General features: G+C 40.0%; 11 protein-coding genes and 2 tRNA genes. 2 read left to right on the top strand and 11 right to left on the bottom strand.

Annotated elements, in window-relative coordinates; translation table 11 throughout:
* Positions 1-173 precede the first annotated feature (173 nt).
* The 5 genes from HMPREF1532_RS04215 to HMPREF1532_RS04195 form a co-directional block, all read right to left on the bottom strand.
* On the bottom strand, positions 174-3512 hold the full coding sequence (locus tag HMPREF1532_RS04215; protein ID WP_005925277.1) for a glycoside hydrolase family 2 TIM barrel-domain containing protein: 3339 nt from the start codon (positions 3510-3512) through the stop codon (positions 174-176).
* A 285-nt stretch (positions 3513-3797) separates the two neighbouring features.
* Positions 3798-3870, bottom strand: a tRNA-Gly gene (locus HMPREF1532_RS04210).
* A 9-nt stretch (positions 3871-3879) separates the two neighbouring features.
* Positions 3880-3962: transfer RNA gene (locus tag HMPREF1532_RS04205), tRNA-Tyr, on the bottom strand.
* 72 nt (positions 3963-4034) lie between these two features.
* Positions 4035-4529, bottom strand: coding sequence for a 6,7-dimethyl-8-ribityllumazine synthase (gene ribH, locus HMPREF1532_RS04200; RefSeq protein WP_005925274.1), 495 nt, complete (start codon positions 4527-4529; stop codon positions 4035-4037).
* A 137-nt stretch (positions 4530-4666) separates the two neighbouring features.
* Positions 4667-5350, bottom strand: a complete 684-nt coding sequence (locus tag HMPREF1532_RS04195) for a tetratricopeptide repeat protein (protein ID WP_005925272.1) — start codon at positions 5348-5350, stop codon at positions 4667-4669.
* A 162-nt stretch (positions 5351-5512) separates the two neighbouring features.
* Here HMPREF1532_RS04195 and recF point away from each other — a divergent pair, with 162 nt between their 5' ends.
* Both recF and HMPREF1532_RS04185 read left to right on the top strand, forming a co-directional pair.
* The gene (gene recF, locus HMPREF1532_RS04190; RefSeq protein ID WP_005925269.1) at positions 5513-6625 is read left to right on the top strand and encodes a DNA replication/repair protein RecF; all 1113 of its coding nucleotides are present in this window, start codon (positions 5513-5515) and stop codon (positions 6623-6625) included.
* Positions 6622-6912, top strand: a complete 291-nt coding sequence (locus HMPREF1532_RS04185; RefSeq protein ID WP_005925266.1) for a DciA family protein — start codon at positions 6622-6624, stop codon at positions 6910-6912. The genes recF and HMPREF1532_RS04185 overlap by 4 nt, the downstream gene beginning before the upstream one ends.
* A gap of 117 nt (positions 6913-7029) precedes the next feature.
* Here HMPREF1532_RS04185 and HMPREF1532_RS04180 read toward each other — a convergent pair whose 3' ends face one another.
* The 6 genes from HMPREF1532_RS04180 to HMPREF1532_RS04155 form a co-directional block, all read right to left on the bottom strand.
* Positions 7030-11616 (bottom strand): beta-N-acetylglucosaminidase domain-containing protein, encoded by a 4587-nt coding sequence (locus HMPREF1532_RS04180; protein WP_005925263.1) that lies wholly within the window; start codon positions 11614-11616, stop codon positions 7030-7032.
* A gap of 99 nt (positions 11617-11715) precedes the next feature.
* Positions 11716-15735 carry a LamG-like jellyroll fold domain-containing protein gene (locus HMPREF1532_RS04175; protein ID WP_005925257.1) on the bottom strand — a complete coding sequence of 1340 codons (4020 nt, stop codon included), beginning with the start codon at positions 15733-15735 and terminating at the stop codon, positions 11716-11718.
* A 329-nt stretch (positions 15736-16064) separates the two neighbouring features.
* Positions 16065-17102, bottom strand: coding sequence for a hypothetical protein (locus HMPREF1532_RS04170; RefSeq protein WP_005925253.1), 1038 nt, complete (start codon positions 17100-17102; stop codon positions 16065-16067).
* 75 nt (positions 17103-17177) lie between these two features.
* On the bottom strand, positions 17178-21017 hold the full coding sequence (locus tag HMPREF1532_RS04165; protein WP_005925251.1) for an endo-beta-N-acetylglucosaminidase: 3840 nt from the start codon (positions 21015-21017) through the stop codon (positions 17178-17180).
* Positions 21018-21038: 21 nt separating this feature from the next.
* Positions 21039-22892 (bottom strand): SusD/RagB family nutrient-binding outer membrane lipoprotein, encoded by a 1854-nt coding sequence (locus HMPREF1532_RS04160; protein ID WP_005925248.1) that lies wholly within the window; start codon positions 22890-22892, stop codon positions 21039-21041.
* Positions 22893-22904: 12 nt separating this feature from the next.
* A complete protein-coding gene (locus HMPREF1532_RS04155) occupies positions 22905-26420 on the bottom strand; it encodes a SusC/RagA family TonB-linked outer membrane protein (RefSeq protein WP_229103561.1) in 3516 nt (1171 codons plus the stop codon).
* Between the last annotated feature and the right edge of the window lie 139 nt (positions 26421-26559).

The following is a 26559-nucleotide window of genomic DNA, read 5'->3' as shown; positions in this document are numbered from 1 at the left end:
CCAATTGGCTGCGCAGAATAATTTATTAATTATTTGATTAACCTAAGTTCGACATAACTTTTATCCTACGTATTTTCCCTTTCCTTCCAGAAGAGGAGAAGCTATGCGGTATGATTCTTATTATATCGAACTGAGGTTAATTAGTTCTTTTCATTCCTTCATTCTTTCATTCCTTAATTGGGTATCAAAGTGAATCCCCAATTATATTCCTGGTTGGCAGGAATGGTGTATGCCGGTTCGGGACGGGCTCCCCAGCTATTGTATCCTGCCAGTCCTTGTTGCTTCATATCGATGCATACTTCCACGAAGTCACGTGGAGTGATATCGTTGACATGGTGCATTCTTCTCAATACATTCCGGGCGGCTTCTTCGTCGTGATTGGCTATCTCTTCCGGTGAAAAGTTATTCCATTGACGTGGATGTGGGAGTGCCTCTTCCGAGTCGAAGTCTTCAATCGAATTGCGTAAAGCATTGAATCCGATGATGCTGTCGGCCATGATGGTCAGGCCTTTGCCATTTTTTTTGCTGAGGCTTAACCAGCGTGTATCAGTATGATGACCGTTTTCCTGTGGACGGACATAATTATAATACATCTTATCGGCTGTGGTTTTATATAACCCGATAAGAGTACCTGCATTCCGGTCTATGTAATTCTCTTCCGGTCCGCGTCCGAAGTATTCCACTTTGTTCATTTCTGCCGGAAGCCGGAAACGGACACCGATACGGGGAACATTCAATTTTGCAGCAGCTTTGCGTGCTTCGTCATTACCGGGAGTGAATGTTGCCATACGGGTTGCTTCGGATACTTCTGTTTCTGTGGCTTGCATATCAGTCGAAGTAAATCGTGCATTGACTTTGACAACTCCCGATGGATAAATCTTGTAAGTTACGATATAGAGATTACCGGCTGCTAACAGATAATTGACTGTCAGTATGGCGGTATTATCATCCATAACGATGTCGGCATCTGCTACGTTGAAATTCTTACTTGATTGTTTCCATATTTGGAGACGCTTAGGTTCTCCATTGCCATAATCATTGTCATTTGGGGCACGCCAGAAATTGGGCTGGATTCCGAATCCGTCGTTAAAATATTCCGTACCGTTCACTTGATACGAGGTGACAAGTCCTGTCTCCTTGTTGAATACAAAATTAACTTTAGAAGAGGTCGCTGTCAGATTTTTACCTTCGGTTTGTACTTTCAATGCCGGTCCGTTGGTTGCAAAAGCCGGCCGTGCTAACGGTTCGATAGGAAGACGGAATTGCTCATAGGCTATTTCGTGACCTGCCGGAATCAGAGGTTCCGGTTCGACAGTAGTTACTGAGAAATTTATGAAGTATTCAATTCCCGGTTTTGCTTTCAGTCCGTTTACAGGAACTGTGAATTCCTTAGAACCTTGTGGATCGATATCCAGAGAGGTTTTTCCGCTTTTTATGATCTTTCCATTTGCTGCTATATTATACGAAATCTTATATTTCTTTATATTTGTAAAATAAAAACGGTTCTTTACCAATATTCTGCCGTTTGTTAAATCAACCGGTTCAAAAGCGATATTTTGATGAGCATATTTCACTTCTGCCATAGCAGGATGTGGTGTACGGTCGGGATTGACAAGTCCGTTGCAGTTGAAATTGCCGTCACTCGGGGCATTTACGCCATAGTCGCCACCATAAGTCCAATATTCACGACCGTTCTTGTCTGTCTCCAGAATTCCTTGATCTACCCAGTCCCATATGTATCCACCTTGCAAGTTGGGATATTTATAGATTTCTTTCCATTGATCCCATAAGTTTCCGGTGGAATTTCCCATAGCATGAGCGTATTCTGACGGCACCACCGGACGGTCACTGCCTTGTTTCCCTATCTGGGCAAGCCATTCTGCACTGGGATATTGCGGTACGTACATATCAGAGTTCCATTCCCATTGGGCGCGTTCGTAGTTTACAGGGCGATCCATCAGTTCCTTGTCAGCATTCTTCAGCCATAAGTAGGTTTGGTAGAAATTATATCCGTTTCCGGCTTCGTTGCCAAGCGACCAGAAAGTGAGACTCGGATAGTTTTTGTTACGCTCGAACATGTTGATAGTCCGCTCCATGTGTGGTTTCAGCCATTCCGGATTGTTGCCCAACGAACCGCCTTTACGCAGGTCATAATACATGCCGTGGCTCTCGATGTTTGCTTCATCATAAACATAGAGTCCGTATTCGTCGCAAAGTTCATAAAAACGGCGGCTTTGCGGATAGTGGCATAAACGGACTGTATTCAAGTTGTTTTGTTTCATCAACTCGAAATCGCGGCGCATGAGTTCTTCAGTGACGTAATGTCCTGTTTCGGGATTATGCTCGTGTATGTTTACTCCTTTTAGTTTCAAGGGTTGTCCGTTGATGAACAGCAGTGTGTAAGGCTTTCCGTTTGCTGCCAGCTGTTTACTTTCTTTGATCTCTATTCTACGGAAACCGACGTTGAAAGGAACGATTTCGTTCACTTTTCCGTTTTCTTTTACTGTCATCAAGAGCTTGTACAGGTTGGGGTGTTCCGAAGTCCAGGTAAGTACGGCGGGAATCTTCTGAGAAAAACTTACAGTGCGGAATTCTCCTTCAGGCACATAAGTGGTTTTTTCTTCTGTTGCCACTACTTGTCCGTTCTTGTCCAGAAGTTCGTATACGACTGATAGATTTGTTCCGGCCGGCCGATGGTTACGTAAGTCAGCGCTCAATGCAAAGATACCGTCTTTGTAAGTATCATCCAAGGTCGACTTGATGCGGAAGTCCTTCAAGGCTGCTTGAGGCTGTGAATAGAGAAATACGTCTCTCTCTATGCCACTGATACGCCAAAAATCCTGGCATTCCAGATAGGATCCTGTACTCCAACGGAATATTTTCAGTGTAAGTACGTTCTTGCCCGGTTTTACATATGGGTTGATCAGAAACTCTGCCGGGTTTTTGGAATCCTCGCTATAACCTACCTCTTGTCCGTTTATGTAAACATAGACCCCGGATTTTGCTCCGGCTATATGCAGGAAGATGTCTCGCCCGTCCCAATCGGCCGGAATATCGATGTCCCGGCGATAGACACCTACAGGAGTAGCTTCCGGTAGGAGAGGAGGTTGTGGATTGCGTGCTTTGAATTCGTATCCGTGATTGGTATAGATGGCTACGCCATGTCCTTGTACTTCCCAGTTTCCGGGAACTTGTATATCATGCCACGAAGCGGTATTTGCTTCCGGAGACGTGATGTTGTCCGGTAAATCTTTATAGGAATCCACATAGTAAAATTTCCATGTTCCGTTGAGTAGCCGGTAGTATCGGCTGTTTTCAAATTTACCGCTAAGTGCATCCGTGCGGTTATCGTAGCTCATAAAAGAAGAACGGGGGTATTCTTTGTTTACGGCTACCACTTGTACGTCTTGCCAATATGGTTTGGAACTATTGTCTGCTTGCAGACCGGAAGATAGCATACCGAAGATGCTAAAAAGAAAGCCCGCAAGGGGGTAATGCAGTCTCTTTTTCATGTTTCCCAATGTATTTTTGGTTGAAGAATTAAATTAATAAATTTGATGTTACAAATATAGGAAGTTGTAAATCTATATACTCTCTTTTCTCTACTCTTTTAAGACAAAATAACTGGTATGGCGTGAGCAGTGGTTGATTTGGCTAATTTTATTTTTGTTATTCTCTCTGTCGGATCGAAGAATCCCTCAGGTTTTTACGTTGATCCCCGAATACACCCTGTTGGAACTTAATATTTTAAAAGAAAAAATCCTGATAGTTTAAATGACTATCAGGATTTTCTTAAGAGCGGAAGACGGGGCTCAAACCCGCGACCCTCAGCTTGGAAGGCTAATGCTCTATCAACTGAGCTACTTCCGCAATTTTTTGTGGGCAAAGATGGATTCGAACCACCGAAGTCGAAAGACAGCAGATTTACAGTCTGCCCCATTTGGCCACTCTGGTATTTGCCCTTTTGTTCGCTTTTGAGATCCTTGTCTTACACTTAAGGAGGTTTGTTTCTCAATTGCGGTGCAAAGATACAACTATTTATTTAAACTCCAAACAAAATCGATCATTTTTATTGCAGTAATTGCACATTCGTCTCCTTTGTTACCTAACTTGCCACCGGCTCTGTCCTCTGCCTGTTCCATTGTATTGGTGGTAATAAGTCCGTAAATAACTGGTATATCGCCAGTTGCATTTAATTGGGCTATTCCTTGAGTCACTCCCATGCAAACATAATCAAAATGTGGAGTATCTCCTTTAATTACGCAGCCAATGATAATAATTGCATCGACATCACTATTTTCCATCATTTGGTTGGCACCAAAAGTAAGTTCAAAGCTTCCGGGTACTGTCTTTACCAAAATGTTTTCGGATTTGGCGCCATGTTTTTTTAATGTATTTATTGCACCGTCCAATAATGCGCCGGTGATTTTATCGTTCCACTCAGAAACAACAATACCAAATTTCATTTCTTCTGCATTCGGAACAGAATTAAAATCGTAATCTGATAAATTGTGATAAGCTGTTGCCATAATAATTATAGAATTAAAAAATGATGTATTAAGAATAAAAAATAAGGTGGAGGGGAGGGGCAAAAACAAAGAGTGAAAAGTTACTGCGCTTAAGGCTACAGGGCACTTCTCACTCTTCACTCTGTTTTGGGTTATGTTTACTTCTTCAGCAATTTAGCCTGCTCGATGTATTTATCGATGTCCATTGCCTGATATGACTGGAAGTATTTATCTTTAATTTGGGTATATGCTTTGATCGCTTCTTCTGCTTTACCCTGCTTAATCAGGATTTCACCGGCTTGCAACAGATAAATAGGACTTAACGTATTGCTGTCTGCCTTATCGGCAGCTTTCAGCAATGCAGCAACAGCTTTATCCAATTCATTCTTTTGTGCATAGCAGTTACCGGCAGCAGCAAGAACGGCCGGTCCTACCATTTGGTCTTTTCCGTCAAATTCAGTCAGATATTTGATGGCTTCGTCATATTGTCCTAATTGTGCGTAGCAAAGGCCTGCGTATGCTTTAGCTAAGTTAGCTGCTTTTGTGCCGCTGAATTGTTCCGCCACTTTCAGAAAACCGGTGTAACCGATACTGTCACCGTTTAATGCTTGGGTAAAGTTGTCTTGTTCAAAAAGCTCCTGTCCTTTGAAGAGAGCAGCCTGTGCTTTTTCTTCACGAGGTTCGGCATAAAGGTGTTTGTACATGATAACGCCCGCTACGATAATGATCACAGCAACAACTCCGCCGATAATTGCTTTTTTGTTTTTAATAAGAAATGCTTCCGACTGTGTCAGTGCATCTTCCACATTCATTTGTTCATTGTGGTGCTTTTGTCCTGCCATTTTTATATGATTCTTTTTTGTTATTATTCCAACTTTTGTATTTCGACTCGCAAAAGTAGTTTTTTTATATCTACAAACGAAATTTAGCGGCATCTTTTTTTGTTTTACACCCTAAAACCACGAAAATCTTTCTACTTTTGTAACCAAACTTAATGTGTAAACATGATACTGAAACGTATATCCATATTAAATTATAAAAATCTGGAGCAGGTTGAACTGAACTTTTCTGCTAAGTTGAACTGTTTTTTCGGACAGAATGGCATGGGAAAGACGAACTTGCTCGATGCAGTTTATTTTCTCTCTTTCTGTAAGAGTGCCGGAAATCCGATCGATTCGCAGAATATACGGCACGAACAGGATTTTTTTGTAATTCAAGGATTTTATGAGGCGGCAGACGGCACGCCCGAAGAGATATATTGTGGCATGAAGCGCCGTTCCAAAAAACAATTTAAACGTAATAAGAAAGAATACAGCCGTTTGTCCGATCATATTGGTTTTCTTCCTTTGGTGATGGTTTCGCCTGCCGATTCTGAATTGATAGCCGGAGGGAGCGATGAGCGCCGCCGATTTATGGATGTGGTGATTTCTCAGTATGATAAAGAGTATCTGGATGCGTTGATCCGTTATAATAAAGCGTTGACCCAGCGCAATACATTATTGAAAAGCGAACTTCCGGTAGAAGAAGAATTGTTTCTTGTATGGGAAGAGATGATGGCGCAGGCGGGTGAAGTGGTATATCGTAAACGTGAGGAGTTCATCCGGGAATTTATTCCTATCTTTCAATCTTTTTATTCTTTTATATCACAGGATAAGGAGCAAGTCGGATTATCATATGATTCTCATGCGCGTGACGCTTCTTTGCTTGAAGTATTGAAAGAGAGCCGTGTGCGTGATAAAATAATGGGATATTCTTTGCGGGGTATTCATAAAGACGAGTTGAACATGCTGTTGGGCGAGTTTCCGATAAAAAGAGAAGGTTCGCAAGGGCAGAATAAAACGTATCTTGTAGCGCTTAAATTGGCACAGTTCGATTTTCTGAAACGTACGGGCAGCACGGTTCCATTGTTGTTGCTGGATGATATTTTTGACAAACTGGATGCTTCGCGTGTAGAGCAGATTGTGAAATTGGTGGCCGGGGATAGTTTCGGACAGATTTTCATTACCGATACGAATCGTGAACATCTGGACCGGATTTTGCATAAGGTAGGCAGCGATTATAAAATGTTTCGGGTAGAACAAGGTGAAATAGCGGAAATGAAGGAGACTGAAGTATGAAACGGAACAATGCAGAACAAATAGGAAAACTGATTCAGCAATTTCTTCGTCAGGAAAGTTTGGAGTCGCCTTTGAATGAGCAGCGTTTGCTGGATGCCTGGCCGCAAATACTGGGACCGACCATTGCCTCATACACTCAGAACTTATATATAAAGAATCAAACATTGTATGTACATCTGACCTCAGCCGCCCTTCGTCAGGAATTGATGATGGCGCGTGAAAAGTTAGTCCGTAGCCTGAACCAGAAAGTGGGGGCGACGGTGATCGTTAATATTATATTCAGATAGAGGATTGAAATATTATTCTGTACTGGAATCCTTTTAATAGAAAAGGCTGTGGCAAAGTATTTATCGCTTCACCACAGCCTTTTCAATTTATATTAATCTCTCTCAGTCCGTTTAAATTTATCTTTTGATAAACTTGGCGGTTTTAACTGCATTTCCGAGAGATACTCTTACCAGATAGCAACCGTCTGCCAGATCTGCAACGTCTGTTTTTGAAATAGTTGATGTTCTGATGTATTTTCCGGTAATGTCATAAATGTCGAGTTTATCACCGGCATTCATTCCCTGCACGTATAGTTCTCCTGATTCATAACGAATACTTACAGCTTCTTCGGAAGTGTTTCGTACGGAAGTGATCTTACTGAAAATAACATCGAAAGTATAATCATCATCAATAGTGAAAATGAATTGATTATCAACTAAATCGTCGAACATTGAATCTCCGTCGAATATAAAATCGTTGAGTTCATAGCCTGTTTCCGGGATGAAAGTTAAGGTGATTTTTGTCTCATCCAAGATGGAAGCGACACCGTTTTCATATGCATTGTTTTCGTCATCCGTGATTTGTACAGTACCGTTGCCGGTGATGTTACAGGTGATACTCCGCCTGGCAGTGGCGTCTTGCATAAACTCAACCGTAATGATAGATTCTTTTTCAAGAATAAATGTGTTGCCTTTAATTTCGGTTCCGTTTACTTTAACGCTTTTTAATTGATATCCTTTATCGGGAATCGCTGTAATGGTCAGTGCAGTACCTTCTTCAATTTGATTCTCTCCGGCAACGAGTGGAATGTCTCCGTTCATGACGGTCAGTGTCCCGTTGGCAACTTCTGCCGGCACCGTGACGGTATAGAACACTGCTGCCGGAACGCGGCCATCGGCTAATGTCGGCACAGCTTCTGTAACGGTGCCACTGATTAAACCGCCGTCCGAAGATTTTGTTCCTGTGTATTCAAAGAAAACGGCTTCTTCATCTGTTTTGTCGGTAACTGTTGCTTTATTAAGGAATGCCCCTTCACTGCTACCGTCAATGCTGTTGAAAGTGTACCACGCTGTTAGGTTAGGCATATCTTGAGGGGTTTGATAGGCTTGTTGAACTTCCGCAGCCGACAAGGCTTTATTGAAAAATTGAAGCTCATCGCAAAGTCCGGAGAATCCCATACCACCGACGAAGAATATACACGGATCATCTGGGAAAAGTTCCAATTTATTGTTCAATTGTATCTCTTCGCCGGTTGATATACCATCTTTATATACGCTGACTTTGTGGGTGTCATTATCATAAATAAGAGTCAGATAGGTCCATGTGTTCAGACTGATACGGGTAGAAAGCGTTTGATCGATCTTGTTGGATGCGCCTGCTATCACTTTCAGTTCTCCGTTTTCTGTAGTACTCAGGATGAGGCTTCCGTTGTAGTTCATGTGCACTTGCGGTCCGTGCCCCATGATAACGTTACCTTTATTCTTACCTTCATTTGTAAATTTATCCATGTTTACCCACGATGCAAGAGTGAATGATTTTCCTGTACGGTCCGTATCACTTCCGGAACGGTCGCCAAGAATGGTTTCCGGTACTTGCAGGCGATAACCGCTTGTCCCGCTTGTCTGTGGGATTGTAATCGCTTTATTTTCTTCGATGAAAGGATTTTCGATCGGCATTATTTCGTAAAGAACAGGGATATTATCCTTATTCCAAATAATCTTTAGTTGAGAAATATTTTTCAGATTAGCCACTTGGACAGAAGTACATGCAGCGTCCAGTTCGCCTTTGTTGATCCATTTCCCATTGGCACACACCGTTATTGTCGGTTTGTCTGCTGTAGGTACAAATGTACTGTTATGGAAAATCTGAATTTCATCGATAGAGATGTTCTCAATGAAGCGATAGATTACATATCCGGCATCTTGAGCCTGATAGCCAGCCGCCAAGCTGCGGTCATCCAGCAGAGTGATCGGGTTTCCTTCATTGTCTTCTGCAACAGGAGTGATACGTGAACTCGTTACTTCAAATTCCGTCAATTGGAACCAATTATTACCGCTTATCGATTTAAGATATAAACGCACGTATCTTGCAGATTTTCCACCGGCATTGCAAGTATATATGCTATTGGATATGGCCGAAGCGGTGAACGATTTTACCGTAGTCCAATCTTGAGCATTGTCGGATAACTGGATAAGAGCTTCCCCGGTAGGCATGTCTCCATCGGCAAAATGCAGGGTTATGTCAAAACGGGCAGCGGACGCGCCAAAATCCAATTGAATGTAATCTCCAATTTTTTGTGCACTGCTGCTCCAAAATTTGGTGGAGTAATTGCCGTCTATTACATTTTTTATGTTATAAGTTTGGTAAGTACCCATGTTGGTGGTGGCTTCTAAAGGGACTGAACTCTCGGAAGCCGGCATTCTGAATGAAATTTCATTTATCGGAATGAGCTGGTCGGAATTACTGTTGTTCACAATACGGAAATAAGCCATTTGCTCTGTTGATTCCTCTGTCGGTATAAAGCCGGTCCATTCTTTTCCGTTGATGGAATATTCTGTTGAAAGATTATCGGTGAGAGATGCCGGTAGAATTCCGGTAGTAACTTCCTTGATTGCATTGAAGAAGATGCCGATATATTCTCCCGGTTTCAGTGTGACGGCATTGAGTCCGGATAGTTTGGTTACATTCTCTTCCGCCTGAATATTGATTTCAGATAGATTTTTTATGTTAGTGATCACTTCCATCTCCCGTGATCTTTCCGGAAGCTGTGGAGCATGGTCACTTAATTTACCGGCAAGGAAATCAATGAACGGATCCAGATATTTGGGGGTGGGTTGCACCTCTTTAAATTCTTCGTAAGAACTTGTTCCTTTACCCTCGAGTACACTCAACTGGAATTTCGGATCTGTATGTATCTTTTGTGCATTGGCTTGGGCTATGGCAAAATCGGTCCATGAAGAAAGGTCGGATTGATTTTTCATCAAAGAGATCGATTTGACTACGATGTCCGTCATCGATTCTACTTTTGCCAGCCAGCAATTAATGTCTTCGTAGAATAAATTATATTCTTTATTTTCACTGTCTTTTAGTGTTTGTAGTACCTTACAAGCCTCATTCGCTTTTTTCATTTCACTCAAAAGTTGCGTTGCATCGGGGATATTCTCTTTGGAATATGCCGATTGAAAAGCTGTGTAGAGCGGCGAGAATTTTTCCCCTTCCGGAGTTCTTGTATCATGGGTAGTGTATGCACTCATCACACCGATAAATGTTTTAAGGGCTTCGGTTAACTCAGGTTCGGCTACGATAGAAGAAAGAGATGCTTCCCAACTGGCTGACTCATCGAATTTAGCCGGATTCCATGCATAGTCTGCCGAACTGAATAGCGCTATCTTTGAAACCTGCCCTTGATTCATCGGATTTAAAACCAACCCTTGTAGTGAAGAGATCGGAGTTTTATCTTCGATAATCCAACGTGCGGTGAGCCCATGCATATAGAGAAATTCGTCATAATCATCGTTTACCGGATTATTCCACCACATGATGGGATTGCGTCCTATCAAGTCGGCCATACGGTCACAGGCACTCCCCCGGATATTAGAAAAGCAGTCATATCCGGTAAAGGCTACCAGCACATCTTTATGAATGTTTTTGAAAGAGGAGAGGGTAGAGGTTCCATAATTTAATGCATATTGTGTCGGGACGAATAGAAGCGGTCCTACTTTGTCTTCCTCTGACACTCCGGTCTTGTTGAATTTTTCATATAATTTGACTTGAGCTTTATCTGCAAGATCAGACTGGTTGTACGGGTGACCGCTCATATCGTCGATGGATACACCGAAATGCCGTATACCCAATTTGTGCAGGTGATCGAATTTCTCCATGATAGCTTCCACTCCCGGATCCAGATTGCTGAAGTTTATACCTCCTCCTTCGAGTGCCGGATGGATCGACCATATAAAAGCAACATTGCAGGCTTTCGCTTTGCTTGCCAGTTCGCGCAGGTCGTCTTGGGTGATCAGCCCCATGTGGCGTTCTTGGTCGGTTATGGTTGTCGGGTAATCTTCACGCCATTTACCTGCATGGTAAGGATCGGCTTTCGGACCATATACAAACATATTCATTTTGTATCGTTTGCAATAGTCCAACAAGTTAAGCCGGCTTTCCGTGCTGTACGGATGTCCATAGAATCCTTCTACAATTCCGCGATATTGAGTATGGGAATAATCCTCGAAAGTGACGGTTTGCAGGTTGTTTCCGTCAGCTTGGTCTAATATTTGTTCCAGAGTGGCCATGCCATAATAAGCCGATCCGGTATGATCACCTAAGATGATTATATCTCCTTGGGCATGGTGGTTGTTTATTTGTAATAGGTGAGGATCGTATTTATTGCTTGTTGCGGCAAAGACATCTCTTGGCAGGGAGTGGCTTGTTGCATAATTATCGGCTATCTCTTTAGAACCATTAATGCCGATAAGGATATTCGTTTGATCATCGGTAAGCGTGTTACTGACAGTGAAACTAAATCCGGCATTGGTTAATACCTCTTGGACGCGGTTTATGGTAATCTCATTAATACCGGTTTCTTTGACGATATTTACATTTGGAGTCATTTTTATGGTATTTCCGTTCATTGTTATTTTTTGAGGAACGGGATACACACGATATGTTTGCGCATGTAGGGTCATGCTACATAACAACAGAGTAAATAAAAGGATGTTTTTCATTATGGGAACTGTTTTTTTGAAGAAAAGGCTGTGGCAAAGTATTTATAGCTTTGACACAGCCTTTTCAATTTATGTTAATCTCTCAAAGTGCGTTCAAGCTTATCTTTTAATAAACTTCACGGTTTTGATTGTATTTCCGAGAGATATTCTTACCAAGTAACAACCGTTTGCAAGATCTGTAACATTTGTTGCTGCGAGAGTTGATGTCTCGATATACTTTCCGGTAATGTCATAAATATCAAGTTTGTCACCGGCATTCATTCCTTCAACGTATAGCATTCCCGATTCATAACGAACGCTTACAGCATCTTCCGAAGTGTTTTGGAGTGAAGTGATCTTAGTGAAAACTACGTCGAAAGTATAATCTTCATCAGCAATAAAGTTGAATTGATCATCAATTATATCTTCGAACATGGAATCACCGTCATATTTGAAATCATTCAATTGGTAACCATCTTCAGGAATGAAAGTCAAAGTGATATTAGAACCATCAGGGATAGAAGCTACACCGTTTTCATATACATTGTCTTTAGCATCTGTAATTTTTACAGAACCATTGCCAATGATGTTACAAGTTATAGTCCGGCTGATAGTAGTGAATTCTGCTTGAATATCCAGTTCTTCCGAAACAATAATATTCATTTTTAATGTATTTTGGATTTCTGCAAGTTTGTCAGCTCCGTTGATCGTAAATACACTTAAAGTTGCATTAGCATTAGGAGTTGCGATAACTGTTAATTCTGTACCATATTCTACAGCAGTGCTACTTTCAATATTTACATTGTTCTGTTTTACTGTTAATGTACCGAAATCATTAGAACTGAATGTTACACTGAAAAGTTTTTTAGCAAATACTACATCAATGTTCAGGTCTGTTTGACAATTGGCTATTGTATATACTCCGGCAGCATTTATAGACTCTTTTTGCTCTTCTCCATTAACGATAAAACTGGATATTTCGTAACCTTCGCCGGCAGCTAACACCATTGTGATAGATGTATTTTTGTCAAATTGATCTCCGCTATTGAATGGATTTTCCGGATCATTTTCATCTATGACTGTGAACGTTCCTACTCCGGAAACGGTATAGTTAATGGTCAGTTTGTCAGTAAATTCAACGCTAACAGTTGATTCTCCATTTACAATAAATGTATTACCTTCAATTTCTGTATCATTTACTTTAATACTTTTCACTTGATAACCTTCAGCAGGAGTTGCTTCAACAGTTAACATGGTGTATTGTGCAACTTCACTACCCGGAGTGATTACATTATTACCGTTCTTGATAACAAATGAACCGTGTTCTGTTTCTGATACATAATTTATTGCGAATTTGGGAAGAATATGGCCATCAACCAAAGTTGCTTGGATAGGAGAGCAAGTATATACATCTCCCCATACAGAAGGGTCATATGCACTTGTTCCGGAAACCAAATTGGCATCACACGTACCTCCGGTACCTTGATTCGGTATATTTTCGATAGAGTTTTCATCAAACTTATAGAACGCAACCAAATTTTCCGGTGCATTGATATAACCGTTCATAGAGGTTGCGATTTCTTCTGTGTTCAGTGTTTTACTCCATACTTGTATTTCATCCACGTCACAAGATGATGAACCGTTACCTGCAAAGAAAATACATTCGTCTGCTAATAAACCGATACCATGAGCTTCTGTTCCATTTTTAGTTGCACTTAAATCTCCTGTGGATAATAACACACCATTTTTGTACAATTTGATTGAACGTGCATCATCATCTACGGCTACTGTTAAGAAAGCCCATTCATTAATATCCAAAGTTACGTCAGATACAATTTCTTGTATTCCGTCACATTGAGATCCGTTAACCCAAGCTCTGGCTTTTAGTACTAATTGGTTGTTAGCGTTGATGCGGACTGCGAATGTTCCTTCGGCACCATAGAATGATTTTTGTGCATGACCAAAGAGGTCGCCTGTACTATTCAGAGGTCTAACCCATGCTGACATCGTGAAATTACGGGCACGATAATCGCCTTTATCTACGATACCATTACTCCAGTTATTATTTGTTCCATTCTTATGTTCTCCTAAAACGAGATCATCAAACCGGAATTGATATTGTGTTTTACCACTATTTGTTGGAATATGTATTGCTTTGGCTGTAGCCTTTGCAGGTTCTTTTGAAAATGCAACTGTGATGGCAACATCTTCTGTTACGGTATAAGTACTTTCTGTCAGTGGTGTATCATTTATTTTCAGATAATCTAAAATATATCCTTCTGCTGGAGTGGCTGTAATCGTTAATTCTGCATCTTTTTCGACTTGGTTGTCTCCGGCTGTAAGTGAAGTATTTCCATTCATAACTGTTAATATACCATTAGCAACTTCCATAGGTAGTGTGACTGTATAGTATGTTGGAAGAACCGTCATATTACGTCCGTCGGCGAAGGTTGGAGCGAATTCAGTAACTTTACCGGAAACTAATTCATTGCCAGCCCAAACAGTACTTGTAGTATATTTATTGAAAGTTGCTTTAATATCAGCTTTATCACTTGATTTTATTTTGTTTTCAAACTGTCCTGTCGTTCCTTCGGCAATAGAATTGAAATCATATAAGGCTGTTAATCCGTCTATTCCTTTAGGATCATTGTATGCCGTTAATACGTCGTCAGATGTTAAAGCCTTATTGAAATACTGGAATTCATCGCACATTCCGGAGAACATTACTCCACCAACGTAGAAAATAGCAGGATCATCATTAAAAAGATTTAGCTGATGGCCCATTTCCACTGTTTCCAATATCATACCATCTTTGTAAACGCTTACAGATTGAGCATCGTTGTCATATACGATTGTCAGATACATCCAGGTATCAATTGTAATGTCTGCATTCAAATCTCTGCCGGTTATGTTGTTTTCTCCACCTCCCAGATATAATTTTCCGTTTGGCTTGGCACACAAAAAAACGCTTCCATTGTGGTTCATATGTGCTTGGGCACCGTGTCCCATGATTACAGTACCATCTCCTGTTCCTTCATTTTTACTACCTGTTAATTCTGCAAAATTCACCCATGTTGAAATAGTAAATGATTTACCTTTACGATCAGTATCTCCGCCATCACGATCTCCTAAAAGTATTTCAGGAAATTCCAAGCGATAAGCTGTTCCAGAGTAGTTACCTATTTGTGATTTGGGAATCGTTACCGCCTTGTTTTCTTCTCCTACAGCTTTCTTTGCAAAACCAACTGTAATAACTGCATCTTCTGTCACGGTATAAGTGTTTCCGGTTAATGTTACATTATTTACTTCCAAGTAATCCAGTATGTATCCTTCTGCCGGAGTAGCTATGATTGTCAGTTCTGTTCCGTTAGCTACTTCTTCTCCGTTGGTAATATCTTTATCACCGGCTTTAACTGTTAAAGCTCCGTTTACTATTGATTCGGGAAAGTTGATAGTAGAAGTGGTAGCTGTAGATTTAGCTTGAATATCAATACTATAGTCAATTATTGTTCCATTGTTTCCTCCTATTGGGTTTGTAGGACTCGGATTTCCACAAGGATTTTTACTATTCCAGTCTATTTTTAGTCTCAATCGGGTTTTACCGGTTAGAACATCTTCCGGAATTGTAAATACAGGTGCCCCGGTTTTACCTTCACCTGCCTCTACTGTTTCTCCGATACTATTGGTAGACGGACCTTCTCCGGTTGCATTATAGTATGTATACGACACTAATTCATTTTCTTCATTGAAGATACCATCTTGATCGTAATCGATGTATACATAATAATGCATCCATGAAATTTGATTGCGGAAAGTCCATGATATAGTTAATTCGTCTCCTTTTGTCGCAGTGATGGTTGCATCTGTCACATCCAGATATACTTCCGGTTGTGGATTGTTGTTTAAAGTGTTTGAAAAAGGACTGGATACCCCTTTTGATGTAGCACCTGAAATCGTGATTGTTTCTAACCGTCGTTCTGTTGAACTGGTGCGTGAGTTTGCATCAGGGATACAATAAGAGAGTTCGTCTTCACTCAATAGACTGTTTGTTTGCAGTTTGAGTGCCCTATTTCCTACTGCATTGCTTGCAATAAACGGAAATAGAGTTAGAATAACTAGTAATAGAAAATGTTTTTTCATAATAATTGAATTTTAATTAAACAAATTATCGCTTGTTTTTATAAAGCAGATAAGAAATAGACATCCCTAGTAAGAAATACATTTTTTATAGTATAATTATAATTAAGATATAGTGCCAAGCTTTTATATAGAACTGTTTGTTCTCATAATACGAATAGCAAAATAGATAAAGAAGACATATCAAAAGCCTATTTTTCTATTAAACCGTTGTCTACAACAAGCTGTTATAGTACTTTTTTTAGAAATTAAGCTCTTGACACATCTTCTTGGTTCTGTGTCAGTTTTATTGATTATCTATGGCGACTATTTTATTTTGATACCTATTGATTCTATAATTTCAATTTGTTAGACCCAGCTACATTTATACTGATCTTGGATAATGTTAAACGAACAGCGAAAGTCATTCCGTCTTCCATGTCTGCCATCCAGCAATCTTCGTCCAATGTATAAGTATAAATTTTAGTTTCAGGATCCCAATTGGCCGGATCGAGTTTTTTATTCCTATCAATGTAAGCACCGATATATGGAGATTCGGTTGTTACGATATAGCTGTCTCCTTCATTGATTTCGTCCAAATAGAATTGGAGATAATAGTTGCCATTTGCATCTTTCTGCATCGGATCGGAATTAACAAATTCATATCTGAAGTAGCTGAAATCACAGATTTTTTGTCGGAATCCATAGTTCCATCTTGCTATCCATAATTCATAATCTCCCGATTGATACTTATCTTTTGTAAAAACAATACTTTCATAGTCATTTCCGCCTTTGTATGCAGAAGCAATTTTTTCTACGACTGTTTGTGTCGATTTATCTATGAATTCAAGTGAATCGATAACAGCGTCAGTTGCTACGTCCCAACCGTTTGCTTTTACTTTCAGAACTCCTCCTTTCGCTTGTGTTATATCAACTTCGATATCTTTAAGTACCATAAAGTTGAATTGATCTATCACCTGATAGTTGTTATCTCTGACTAACAGAAGATCATACTTACCTACTTGCCATGTATCAGAGAAACCCAGTCCGATCAAAATCGTATCGTTATACGAAACACGATCGTAATACCCATATTCGTCTCCTTGGACACCGGCATATTTATAGCCCCAATTTACATATGTATATTCGCCTGAATCTTGACTTCTGACGATAAATTCATCTGTTCCCATGACTCCCTCGACCTTGCAAAATTCGAGTGCTATATTTTTTTGAAGGGTGATGTCATAAGTGCCCTTGTAATTTTCAGCCGGATTATAATTGATAATGTTTTCGACTTGATTCAAGGTTCCGTTATTGTCATCATCATTCTCACAGCCGGTGAGGAACAGAGCGATGGGGCTTAACAGAATAAATAATCTTAGATAATTCATATATATCATTTAATAATGTAAATAGAAAAGGAGAGTGCGCAAAGCGCAGTCGGCTTGCGCACCCCTTTTTGTAAATTAGCGTTCTTTTATTACCTTGAAAGATTGAACGCATTTATCATTTTGCATTACAACTACATAATACATGCCTTGCGGAGCATCGAATGACAATTGGCAAACTTCTCCGGCGGCAGCGTTATAATTGTATGCGGAGATTTGCTTTCCTTGCATATCGAATACAAGTACATTATATGCGCCTGCATCTGCAAATAATATATTAGCTTGTTCTTTGAACGGATTCGGATAGATTAAGAAATTATCTGCTCTGTTTTCTTCCATACCGACACCTTTTTTCACAACAATATAATCTGCGATTGTTTTTGTTGTACTACCCCAAGAATTGGTTAATGTCAATGTAACCGGATATTGACCGTCTTGTGCATAAGTTGCAGTAGCTTTGTCATCTCCTTCTTGTGAGAAGTTAGCTCCGTCGAGTATCCATTTAGCTGATTCAAACTTGATAGGACGAACACCTGTAATATAAGGTACTCCTAAAGCAGGGGTTAATTGATTTTGTTTCACATCAACATTTTTATCATTTTCGCTTGTACCGATTGTCATGTATGCTCCAGGTACAGCTGTGCTGTTATTTCCTTCATTAGGGAAATAAATGTTGTTGTCTGTATCTGTTACGGTATTTTCGAAAGTAAAGTAGCCTTCCAGCCCGGTAGGAGGAATTAGGTAACCACCCATAGATTCTTGTACCTCTTCTTCGGTCAAAGCCTTGCTCCAAATTTGTACTTCATCTACCCAGCCAGTGAAACTTGCCAGATTAGTCATACTACCACCTACATAGAAATTGGCACCTCTCCAATCTTTAGGACCTGCACCTCTTGATTGTGCATCGATAATTTTCTTTCCGTTCAAGTAAAGTTTTACATTTCTACCGGATTTCACAACACAGACATGATACCATGTGTTGGGCGATAGTGTATAACCGTTTGACATACCGTCTACATCAGCATTATGTTCATACCCACCAGTTCCTGCAGGAGGGGCATCTACGGATACAGACAATTCATCTTCTCCGTTCTTATATTTGTTTTCACTATAATTTTTAGGACGGATAGCGGTCCACATTTCACCCCAGACAGACTCTGTCCAACTACCTCCATAATTGCGGTTGACCTTAGTCATCAACAATGTTCCCAAAGAAGCATGCTCGAATTTTTCTACTTTAAACCACAAAGCAAATGAGGTGTTTGTATATTCTGACATGATTTTACCATCAATGGTCAATTGATAAGGTTCTTTCATATACAAAGATTGGGATACGGAGCAGTCACGTTCTCTACCGTTTAACAGATAAGTATCACCTTTGGTAATATCTGCAGTAAGATTTACTTGTTCTTCGGTAGTCACTTCTGTTTTATCTGCTGCGATGTTAGTAATTATCGGCAAACGTCCGGTTGATTCGGGAGTAACTAAAAGTAAGGCTCTGTTTATGATTACGGTATCTTTTAATGTTCCGTTTACATTCATTTTTGTAGAAACCCTCACATCATAAGTCCCAACAGAAGGTAATGAAGTTGTGAATTTCAAGATATCTTTTTTGCTGTCAATTACGTTTCCGGTTAAAGCATCCAAAACTTCGATCGTAGCTGTTGCATGATTAGGATCTTCAAATCCGATGGTTACTTCTTCCTTCGGTTTAATGATTTCTTTATCGATCGTAAGTGTTTCGATTGTTGAAAGTTCACTTTCGATTTCTTCAGACCAAACGATCGGAGAAACAGTTTTTCCATCTAATCCCACAGAACGGACTCCGATTTGGAATGTCTGATCTACACCATTTAGCGGAGCATCTACTACATAAGCAGCCCATGAAGTAGTAGCTGTAACCAGTGTTTCCTTTTCACCCTGTTTTACGTATACTTCGTAATACCAAGAATTAACTTCTTCGTTATAAATCGGACAATCCTGATATTCGTCTTTTCTTGTACCACTGAATGGAACGTCAAAAATAACCTTAAAGTCGGCACGGTTGTATACGCGCTTCATTACATTGGTGTGGGTAATGACCGGAGTAACCGGAGTTTTCTTATACAGTTTTGGTATGAATGACATTTCACCCAATAGGACAGCGTAGTCTTTATCCGTACCTTCAACAGACAAACCGATACAGCCGATAACATCTCCGGCTTTTAATCCCAATTCGGATGCCTTGATTTTTACTGTACTCCACTTTCCTTGCACAATACCATCGGCAGATAAGGTATAAGATGTGAAAGTATTCTCTGTTCCAACTTTTGAAACGTTCAGTTTCATTTTCGGATCCGTTCCGTTGAGTGTTTTGAGTACAATGGTGAATTCATCGGATGCACTTGCTACATTAAATTTAGTACTGAATAAACGGATATTAGATTTAGAAGTAGCTCCGTGTAATTTTAAGCATGAGCCGCCGAACCAAGCATCATCAAATGTAAAGTCGCAGTTGATAGGATCTGCCGGTATTGTAGTTCCGTCTCCGTTGTCAATCCACCAACGCCATGTCGGTAATAAATCCTGTAAGCCAAGGTTATACCATTTGTGTTCGAATGTAACTACTCCGTCCTTGCTAAATGAAAGGCCGTTACCCAAATTAAAACGAGTGACAAAAGGAAGTTCCGTCAAAGCACTTTCTTCAATTACAGCTTTTGAATAACCATGCCATTTAGCCAAGTCAGTATAAGAACTGGTAATTGCATCGTCTGTAATATCTGGGGTACGAAGGACATTTCTTGAACCACCGGTGAATAAGAGTTCTTGTTTCTTTTGGTATTCATTTTGAACGCTGAGATCGGAGTTTCCACCTTCTGTTGAACCTGCATACAGTTGGCTACGGTCATGAGCTCCCCATACAACGATAGATACCGGTTGTCTCATTAATGCTGTCCATCCTGCATTTCCATATTTACCATATCCGCGTCCTTGCTGGTCGAAGCCTGCATATACATCGTATGTGCTGCGTCCTAAAGATTTGGCAGCTTCAGCAGATGTTTGTAAACCGCTTTCACTCCAGTTATAGTTTAAGAAAAATACGTCGGTAACAGGATTGCCGTTTTTATGGAACCATTTGTCGTTGGCACCTATTTCCAGTTTACATCCATTATCATTTAAGCCACCTGTATTAGAAACAAATGCATACCATTCTACATGGAACGGATGATTCATTTCCTTGGCTACCTTATGGCATTCAGCCAGGAAAGAAGAAAAGTCCTCATTCAGTTGTGTCGACCAGTAACCTTCAGGATTTAGTCCTAAACCATCAATGCCATAATATTTCAAGAACTGAATTAATTTACGGGCATATTTGAAATTTCCAGAACCGTCTTTTGCGCATAGCTCAGCTAACATTTTTCCAGCACTACTGGTTGCACTAACCTGTTCTGCCCAATCGATAAAATAAAGACATCCGGTACGGACACCATTTTTATGAGCTACATCGTTAAATGTTCCAGGTACACGGAACCACGTGTTAGACCAGTTTGCATGGATGTTAATGTATTGCCACATATTAAAATTGTCACCATCGAAATTGTAACGTGGCATTGGTCCCCATTTCTTTGTCATTTCACCAATAGGAGAACACCAGCAGAGATTCTTATTATTTTCTTCATTCAGATTCTTATTGGCCTGCGTATTTTGATTGATGAAACGTGATTTTAGTGGTACGCGAGAGATGAAGAAATTTTCATCTTGATAATCAGGATCATTACTGAAATTATCTCCCGGTTGCCATTTATCCAATGCAGATACAATATCTGTCCTCTCCGTTATACCAAAGTCCACGTACATCTCGTGTGTCGGTACACTCTGCCCTATTGCATTCATGGATGCTAATAAGGCTGCTGAAAATAAAAATTGTTTTAGCTTCATAATACTAATTTTAAGTAAATATTAATCAAGTGTCTTTTTTTCTGCGATATCCCACCATAAACGGGTTCCTTGCGTATCCCCCTTGGCCGTTCCGGTTGTCTCTTCATTCAAGGCAGAAGTAGCGGTTAAAGCAACTTCATTAGCTATTTCAAGGCTACCGGTATTATAAGGTATACGACGTATCGTTACTCCTGTGGTAAGCATTTCACCGGTTTCCCAGTTAAAACGCGGCTCTTCCAATGAACCATCTGAATTTCCATAGGCAAATGGACAGTATGGCAGAAGTATTGGATAACCAGTACGGCGATAGTCTGTCCAGGCAACTGTGGAAAGCGGGAATAAAGTAATCCATTTTTGAGTAATGATTTTCTGAAGTTTTTGCTCTTTTGAATCATTGATATAAGGATTGGTATCTGCGTTTTCAGGTTTATCATAGCTATTGTTAAGCATATAATATCCGCCCCATAATGGAAGATTATTATCACTGTCCAAGAAATCCTTGTAGATGGCTTCTTCTTTTATTTGTGGGGATACACCTAAATTTCCCATACCTTTCCAAGACATGTATTCATTATAAGAAGCGTCAGAAAAGGCGTGTTTAGTGAAGAATTCTTTTATACCGGCATTGTAAAAATCTTCTGCCGTTCCGCCTACATTCCATCCGCGTAAGTCAGCTTCCGCCAATAAGAATAAAACTTCCTCTACTTTAAAAAATGCCAATTTCTCACCGGAAAAGTTTAAGTTAAACTTTGAATAGTATTGATAAGTCTGCGTTGTAAGAGCTTGAGTAGATAGCTCCATACCGGAACGGATACTTAAGAATTTTTCTTCTTTTTTTATTGTAGACTGATTCCGGTTGGTTATAGCTCCTTCATTTTTTGCAAACCAGAATTCTAAAATAGGATGTTGGGTACGGATTAAATAGTTGTGATAGGAAGCATTCAAACGAGAATCCACCCAAGTATTTGCAATTTTATAGAGAGGATGATTACCAACCTCTGTTCCGTTTCCACAGAGTAATCCGATTGTTTTGTCACCGGCCTGTAAAACTCCGCGACGAACAGCCTCTTCTCCTAATTGCCGTACCGTTTTCTCTTCACCGTTGATGTTACATGTATATCCTTCTACATCAACTGCCGTCATTGCCATACGTAAAATTAATGAGTTTGCATATTTTCTCCACATTGTTACAATATTGGCGGCTGTACTTTGTTCTGTCAGCATATCGGTCTCTTTAATAAGATCGTCAATACTTTCAACCGGTTGCTTTTCATATTCTGCCAATATGGAATCAGCTCTGACCAGATCTTGAAACAATTGGGTATACACTACGCTCTGTTTTTCATATGTTAACGGGCGTTCTTCTTTTAATACCTTATAATCAGATAAGGGCATCGGACCATGTACATTGGTGTATTGTAGAGAAACGTCTGAGAACAGGATGGAGGCAAAGGCACCTAAAGGAGCTATTTTCAATGTGTCGGCCGAACGCATAACGGGGACCGCTTGTTGAGCCACCCATTGAAGATTGGCAGCAGGACCACTTGCAAAATCACTGTAAAATGCCAGACTCGATGTCATACGTCCATCAAAATTGTGGGGAGAAGACATATATCCGACCGGATCATCTCCGATAAATGTATATTGGTATTGGTATGGATGTTCTTTGGCATCAATAACGCGAAGCTGTGCCGTCCGTAAAAAACCCACTGCAAGATCAGGGCTGGCCAGGAACCCTTCATCAGATCCTGTTCCGTCATCAGAATTGATACTGTTCACATCGCCTTCATACTCCAATGCCGATTCATAACATGAACTCAGGGCAACGGACAAAGATACGATAGCGCTTACTAAAAAAATATTATTAAATTTCATATCTATATACAATTAAAATGTTGCTTTAAGATTCAAACCAAAACTGCGGGTTGTCGGTAAAGAGAATGCTTCAATACCTCCATAGCTATTGGCTGTAGAGACAGACACATCCGGATCTACAGGAGACTTTTTAAGCAGGAAGAATAAGTTGCGGGCAACGAATGAAACATTTAAATGGTTTCCACTTCCGAAAAGATTACGGAAAGTGTATCCCACGGATGCTTCACGTAAGCGGAAATTGGTTGCCGAATATGTATATTCACTTAATGCCGGTTGTCCCAATCCTATCCTTTGGTAATATCCTTGAACAGAAGTGATTTCGCCGTCCGGCATAACAATTCCCGGTACAGGTAGCATAACTTCTACACCGCCTACTGCCGATCTTTGCTGATAGGTTATCCCTGTCAGACGTGCTTCTCCGCTTCGTTCCGATACCCCGTATGCATCAAGCAATGCTTCCGTATACGATATAACATTACCTCCTATTTTACCGTCAATCAGGAAAAAGAGAGAGAAATTTTTATAAGTAAACGTATTGCTCCATCCAAGATGGTGGGGGGAGTTTGCATTTCCTAAATAACAGTTATAGTCTTTGGTTAACATTGGGATACCCTGGCTGTCTGTTTTAATTTTACCGTCAGCACCGTATTGGAATGTCTTACCATATAATTCACCATAAGGTTTTCCTACTTCGTAGCGTAATTTCAGACCACCGTTATACACAGGATCTTGTTCTATCATTTCATTCTTGTTGTCTCCATATGTTTCTAAAATCTTGTTTTGATTGAAAGAGTAGTTGAATGCAGTGCGCCAGGTGAACTTGTTGTCCGGGGTTGTGAAGTTGTAGGCTAATGTTGTTTCAATACCACGATTTCTGATCAATCCGGAATTTAATGGTAAAGTTCCACCTGTTGCCGCCGGTTTAGGTAACCATTGATTCAACATCTTGGAGTTATAGAAAGTGAAATCGAAATCGATCATATTTCTAAATAAACGGAGGTCGATTCCCGCTTCTGTCGAACGTACCGTTTCCGGTTTTGGGTTGCGGAATGTACGGTATTGGGATGCTTCTATCGTTCCCGAACTAATGTTCTGCTTTACAGCTCCATATACATAGTTTGGAATAGAGTTACCTACTTCACTATAAGAGATACGTAATTTGGAGTGGTTTAATACATCACTTTCAAGCTTGAATAATCTGTTTAATATCGCATTACCACCTACACTGTAATAAGTGTAATGACTGGGGGCATCAAACATTTCAAACTGAGTATACACACGCGACCAGTCTGTGCGGAAAGACGCATCAAGATAGATCATTTCCTTATAACCTAAGGAGAATGTACCGTATATTGAGTTGGTCCAGTTCTGATCTTTTGATTTGGTTACGGGCAGACTGGTACCATCTTTTTTATTGGTTATTATGTTGGATGGGTCGAATACGTTTGGGATACTTGTAGAGTCTCTCATCCAATAATTCCATCCTACATCATTTAAATCTTCTTTTTCAGTAGAACCTCCGAAATTGGCTGATAGATCTAAATTATTCACTCGCTTATTGTATGAAATCAAAAAGTCGGCATACATCATATCAACATTATTTCTGGAGTATTCGTAAATCGAATTATAGAGCGTTTTCGCTTTTGTACCTTGGTAGGTTTTTGTTTCGTTTGTATCTCTGATACGATCCGCTCTGAAACGTGCTTGTGCACTCAAACCTTCAAGGATATTGACCTTTAATCCCAAAGTACCATAAATACGTTCGCGTATTGAGTTCTTTTGCAATCGGTTCATGTACCAATAAGGTGAGTTACGATTTTCTTCGTTGATCCATGGCCACTGTTGAATAGGGCCGCTGGTACTCGCTTTAGGATATACGATTTTGTTATTTTCGTCATAAATACCTTGTATATAGTACAATTGTCCATATACTTCAGAATTATCTTTAAAATAAGAGATATCGGCATTACGGGGCAATAAGTATAGGTCGTACAGTGGATTACCGTAAATACCTGATCCCGGTCTGTTTTTAGATTCCTGATAAACATAGCTGACAGACAAATTAATCTCCACACGATCCTTGAAAAGTTTCATTCCCTGTCTGAAAGTCAGGTTGTGGCGATTAAATTTATTATTAGGAATCATACCTTTAGAAGTCGTATTTCCGTAAGAAATATAATTGTTGACTTTTTCCGATCCGAAAGAGGCTGATATTGAGTTATTAAAGTTTGTACCTGTTTCAAGGAAACTGCTAACATTATCCACAGCGGAATTTCTCGCATAAGGAATTTCTGCTAATGTCGTTCCTGACAAGCGTCCAATCCGGCTTCCCCATGAGTAGTTTCCTAATCGTCTTTTGGCAATTACCTGATTCGGATTTAAAGAAGTATCATTGTAGCTTTCAACATCTGCACCGAAAATATTTTGGAATTTGGGCGTAACCAAAGGAGTTTCAAAAAGAGTACTGCTCGATACGCTGATACTTGCTTTTCCTTCTTTTCCTTTTTTAGTAGTGATCATAAGTACTCCATTAGCAGCAGCACTACCATACAGCGCGGCGGCGTTGGCACCTTTCAAAACGGTTATGTTTTCAATATCATCCGGGTTGATATTCGATAAAATATCTCCGCCGTCAGTTGTATTACCACCAGATAATAGAGCGTCCGTGATTTGTGTAGAAGCAGGACTGGCCATCGGAACACCGTCCATAACTATTAACGGAGAGTTTTCTCCTAAGACAGATGCGTTTCCGCGAAGTAGTAACTTAGAAGAACCACCGGCACCTGTCGAGTTAGGAGTAATGACTAATCCGGCTGTTTTACCTTGCAATGCATTGATAAAGTTGGCGTCTTTGGCTCTTGTCAATTCATCTCCTCCTACTTTTTGAGTAGCATACGTTAAAGATTCGGCTTTTTTCTCGATACCTAAGGCAGTAACAACCACTTCTCCCAATACTTTAGAATCTTCTTCCATCGTTACATTAATAACAGTTTTGTTTCCAATGGGTAAAACGACATTTCGGTATCCTATGTATGAGAATTGGATTTCTCCTTTTCCTTCGGGTACTTTTAAAGAGTAATTTCCGTCAATATCAGAAATTGTTCCTGCTGTGCTTCCTTTTAATACAACGTTGACTCCTATTAGAGGTTCTCCGAGTGCATCAATGATTTTACCTGTGATGATGACTTCTTTAACCTCCTGCATGGGTTCGTCTTTGTCTGTTTGAGACTTATTTTGGGAAAGGATGATGTAAGAACCCTCAGTGGAATAGCTTATATTAGTTCCTTTAAGCAGTTGGTTTAATACATTGTGCACTGGAGCGTTTTTTACTTTTATCGATACTCTTTTATTGGTATCGATACTGGAATTAACAATGAAAAGATAATCGGTCTGAGTTTCGATTTCATTGATAATAACTTCTAACGGACTGTTCGTTTGAGACAAAGTGACACGTGCATTTTGAGAGTGTACGTCTTTTGCATTCAAACTGAAAACAGAAATAAAGGCTAACAAGAATGTAATTCTCATGATCTTAAAAAGATGATTGGTTCGTAATTTTTGCGGGTATAATCTACCACACAAAGATTTTTTATTCATATCTTTGCTATGTTTAATATAGTTATTAGATAATTGATATTATTCAGAGTGTCGATGCGGGTCAAGGTAT

Origin of the sequence: Bacteroides salyersiae WAL 10018 = DSM 18765 = JCM 12988, assembly GCF_000381365.1 — a bacterium.
Classification (GTDB): Bacteria; Bacteroidota; Bacteroidia; order Bacteroidales; family Bacteroidaceae; genus Bacteroides; species Bacteroides salyersiae.
This window is presented reverse-complemented; position numbering and strand designations above follow the sequence as displayed.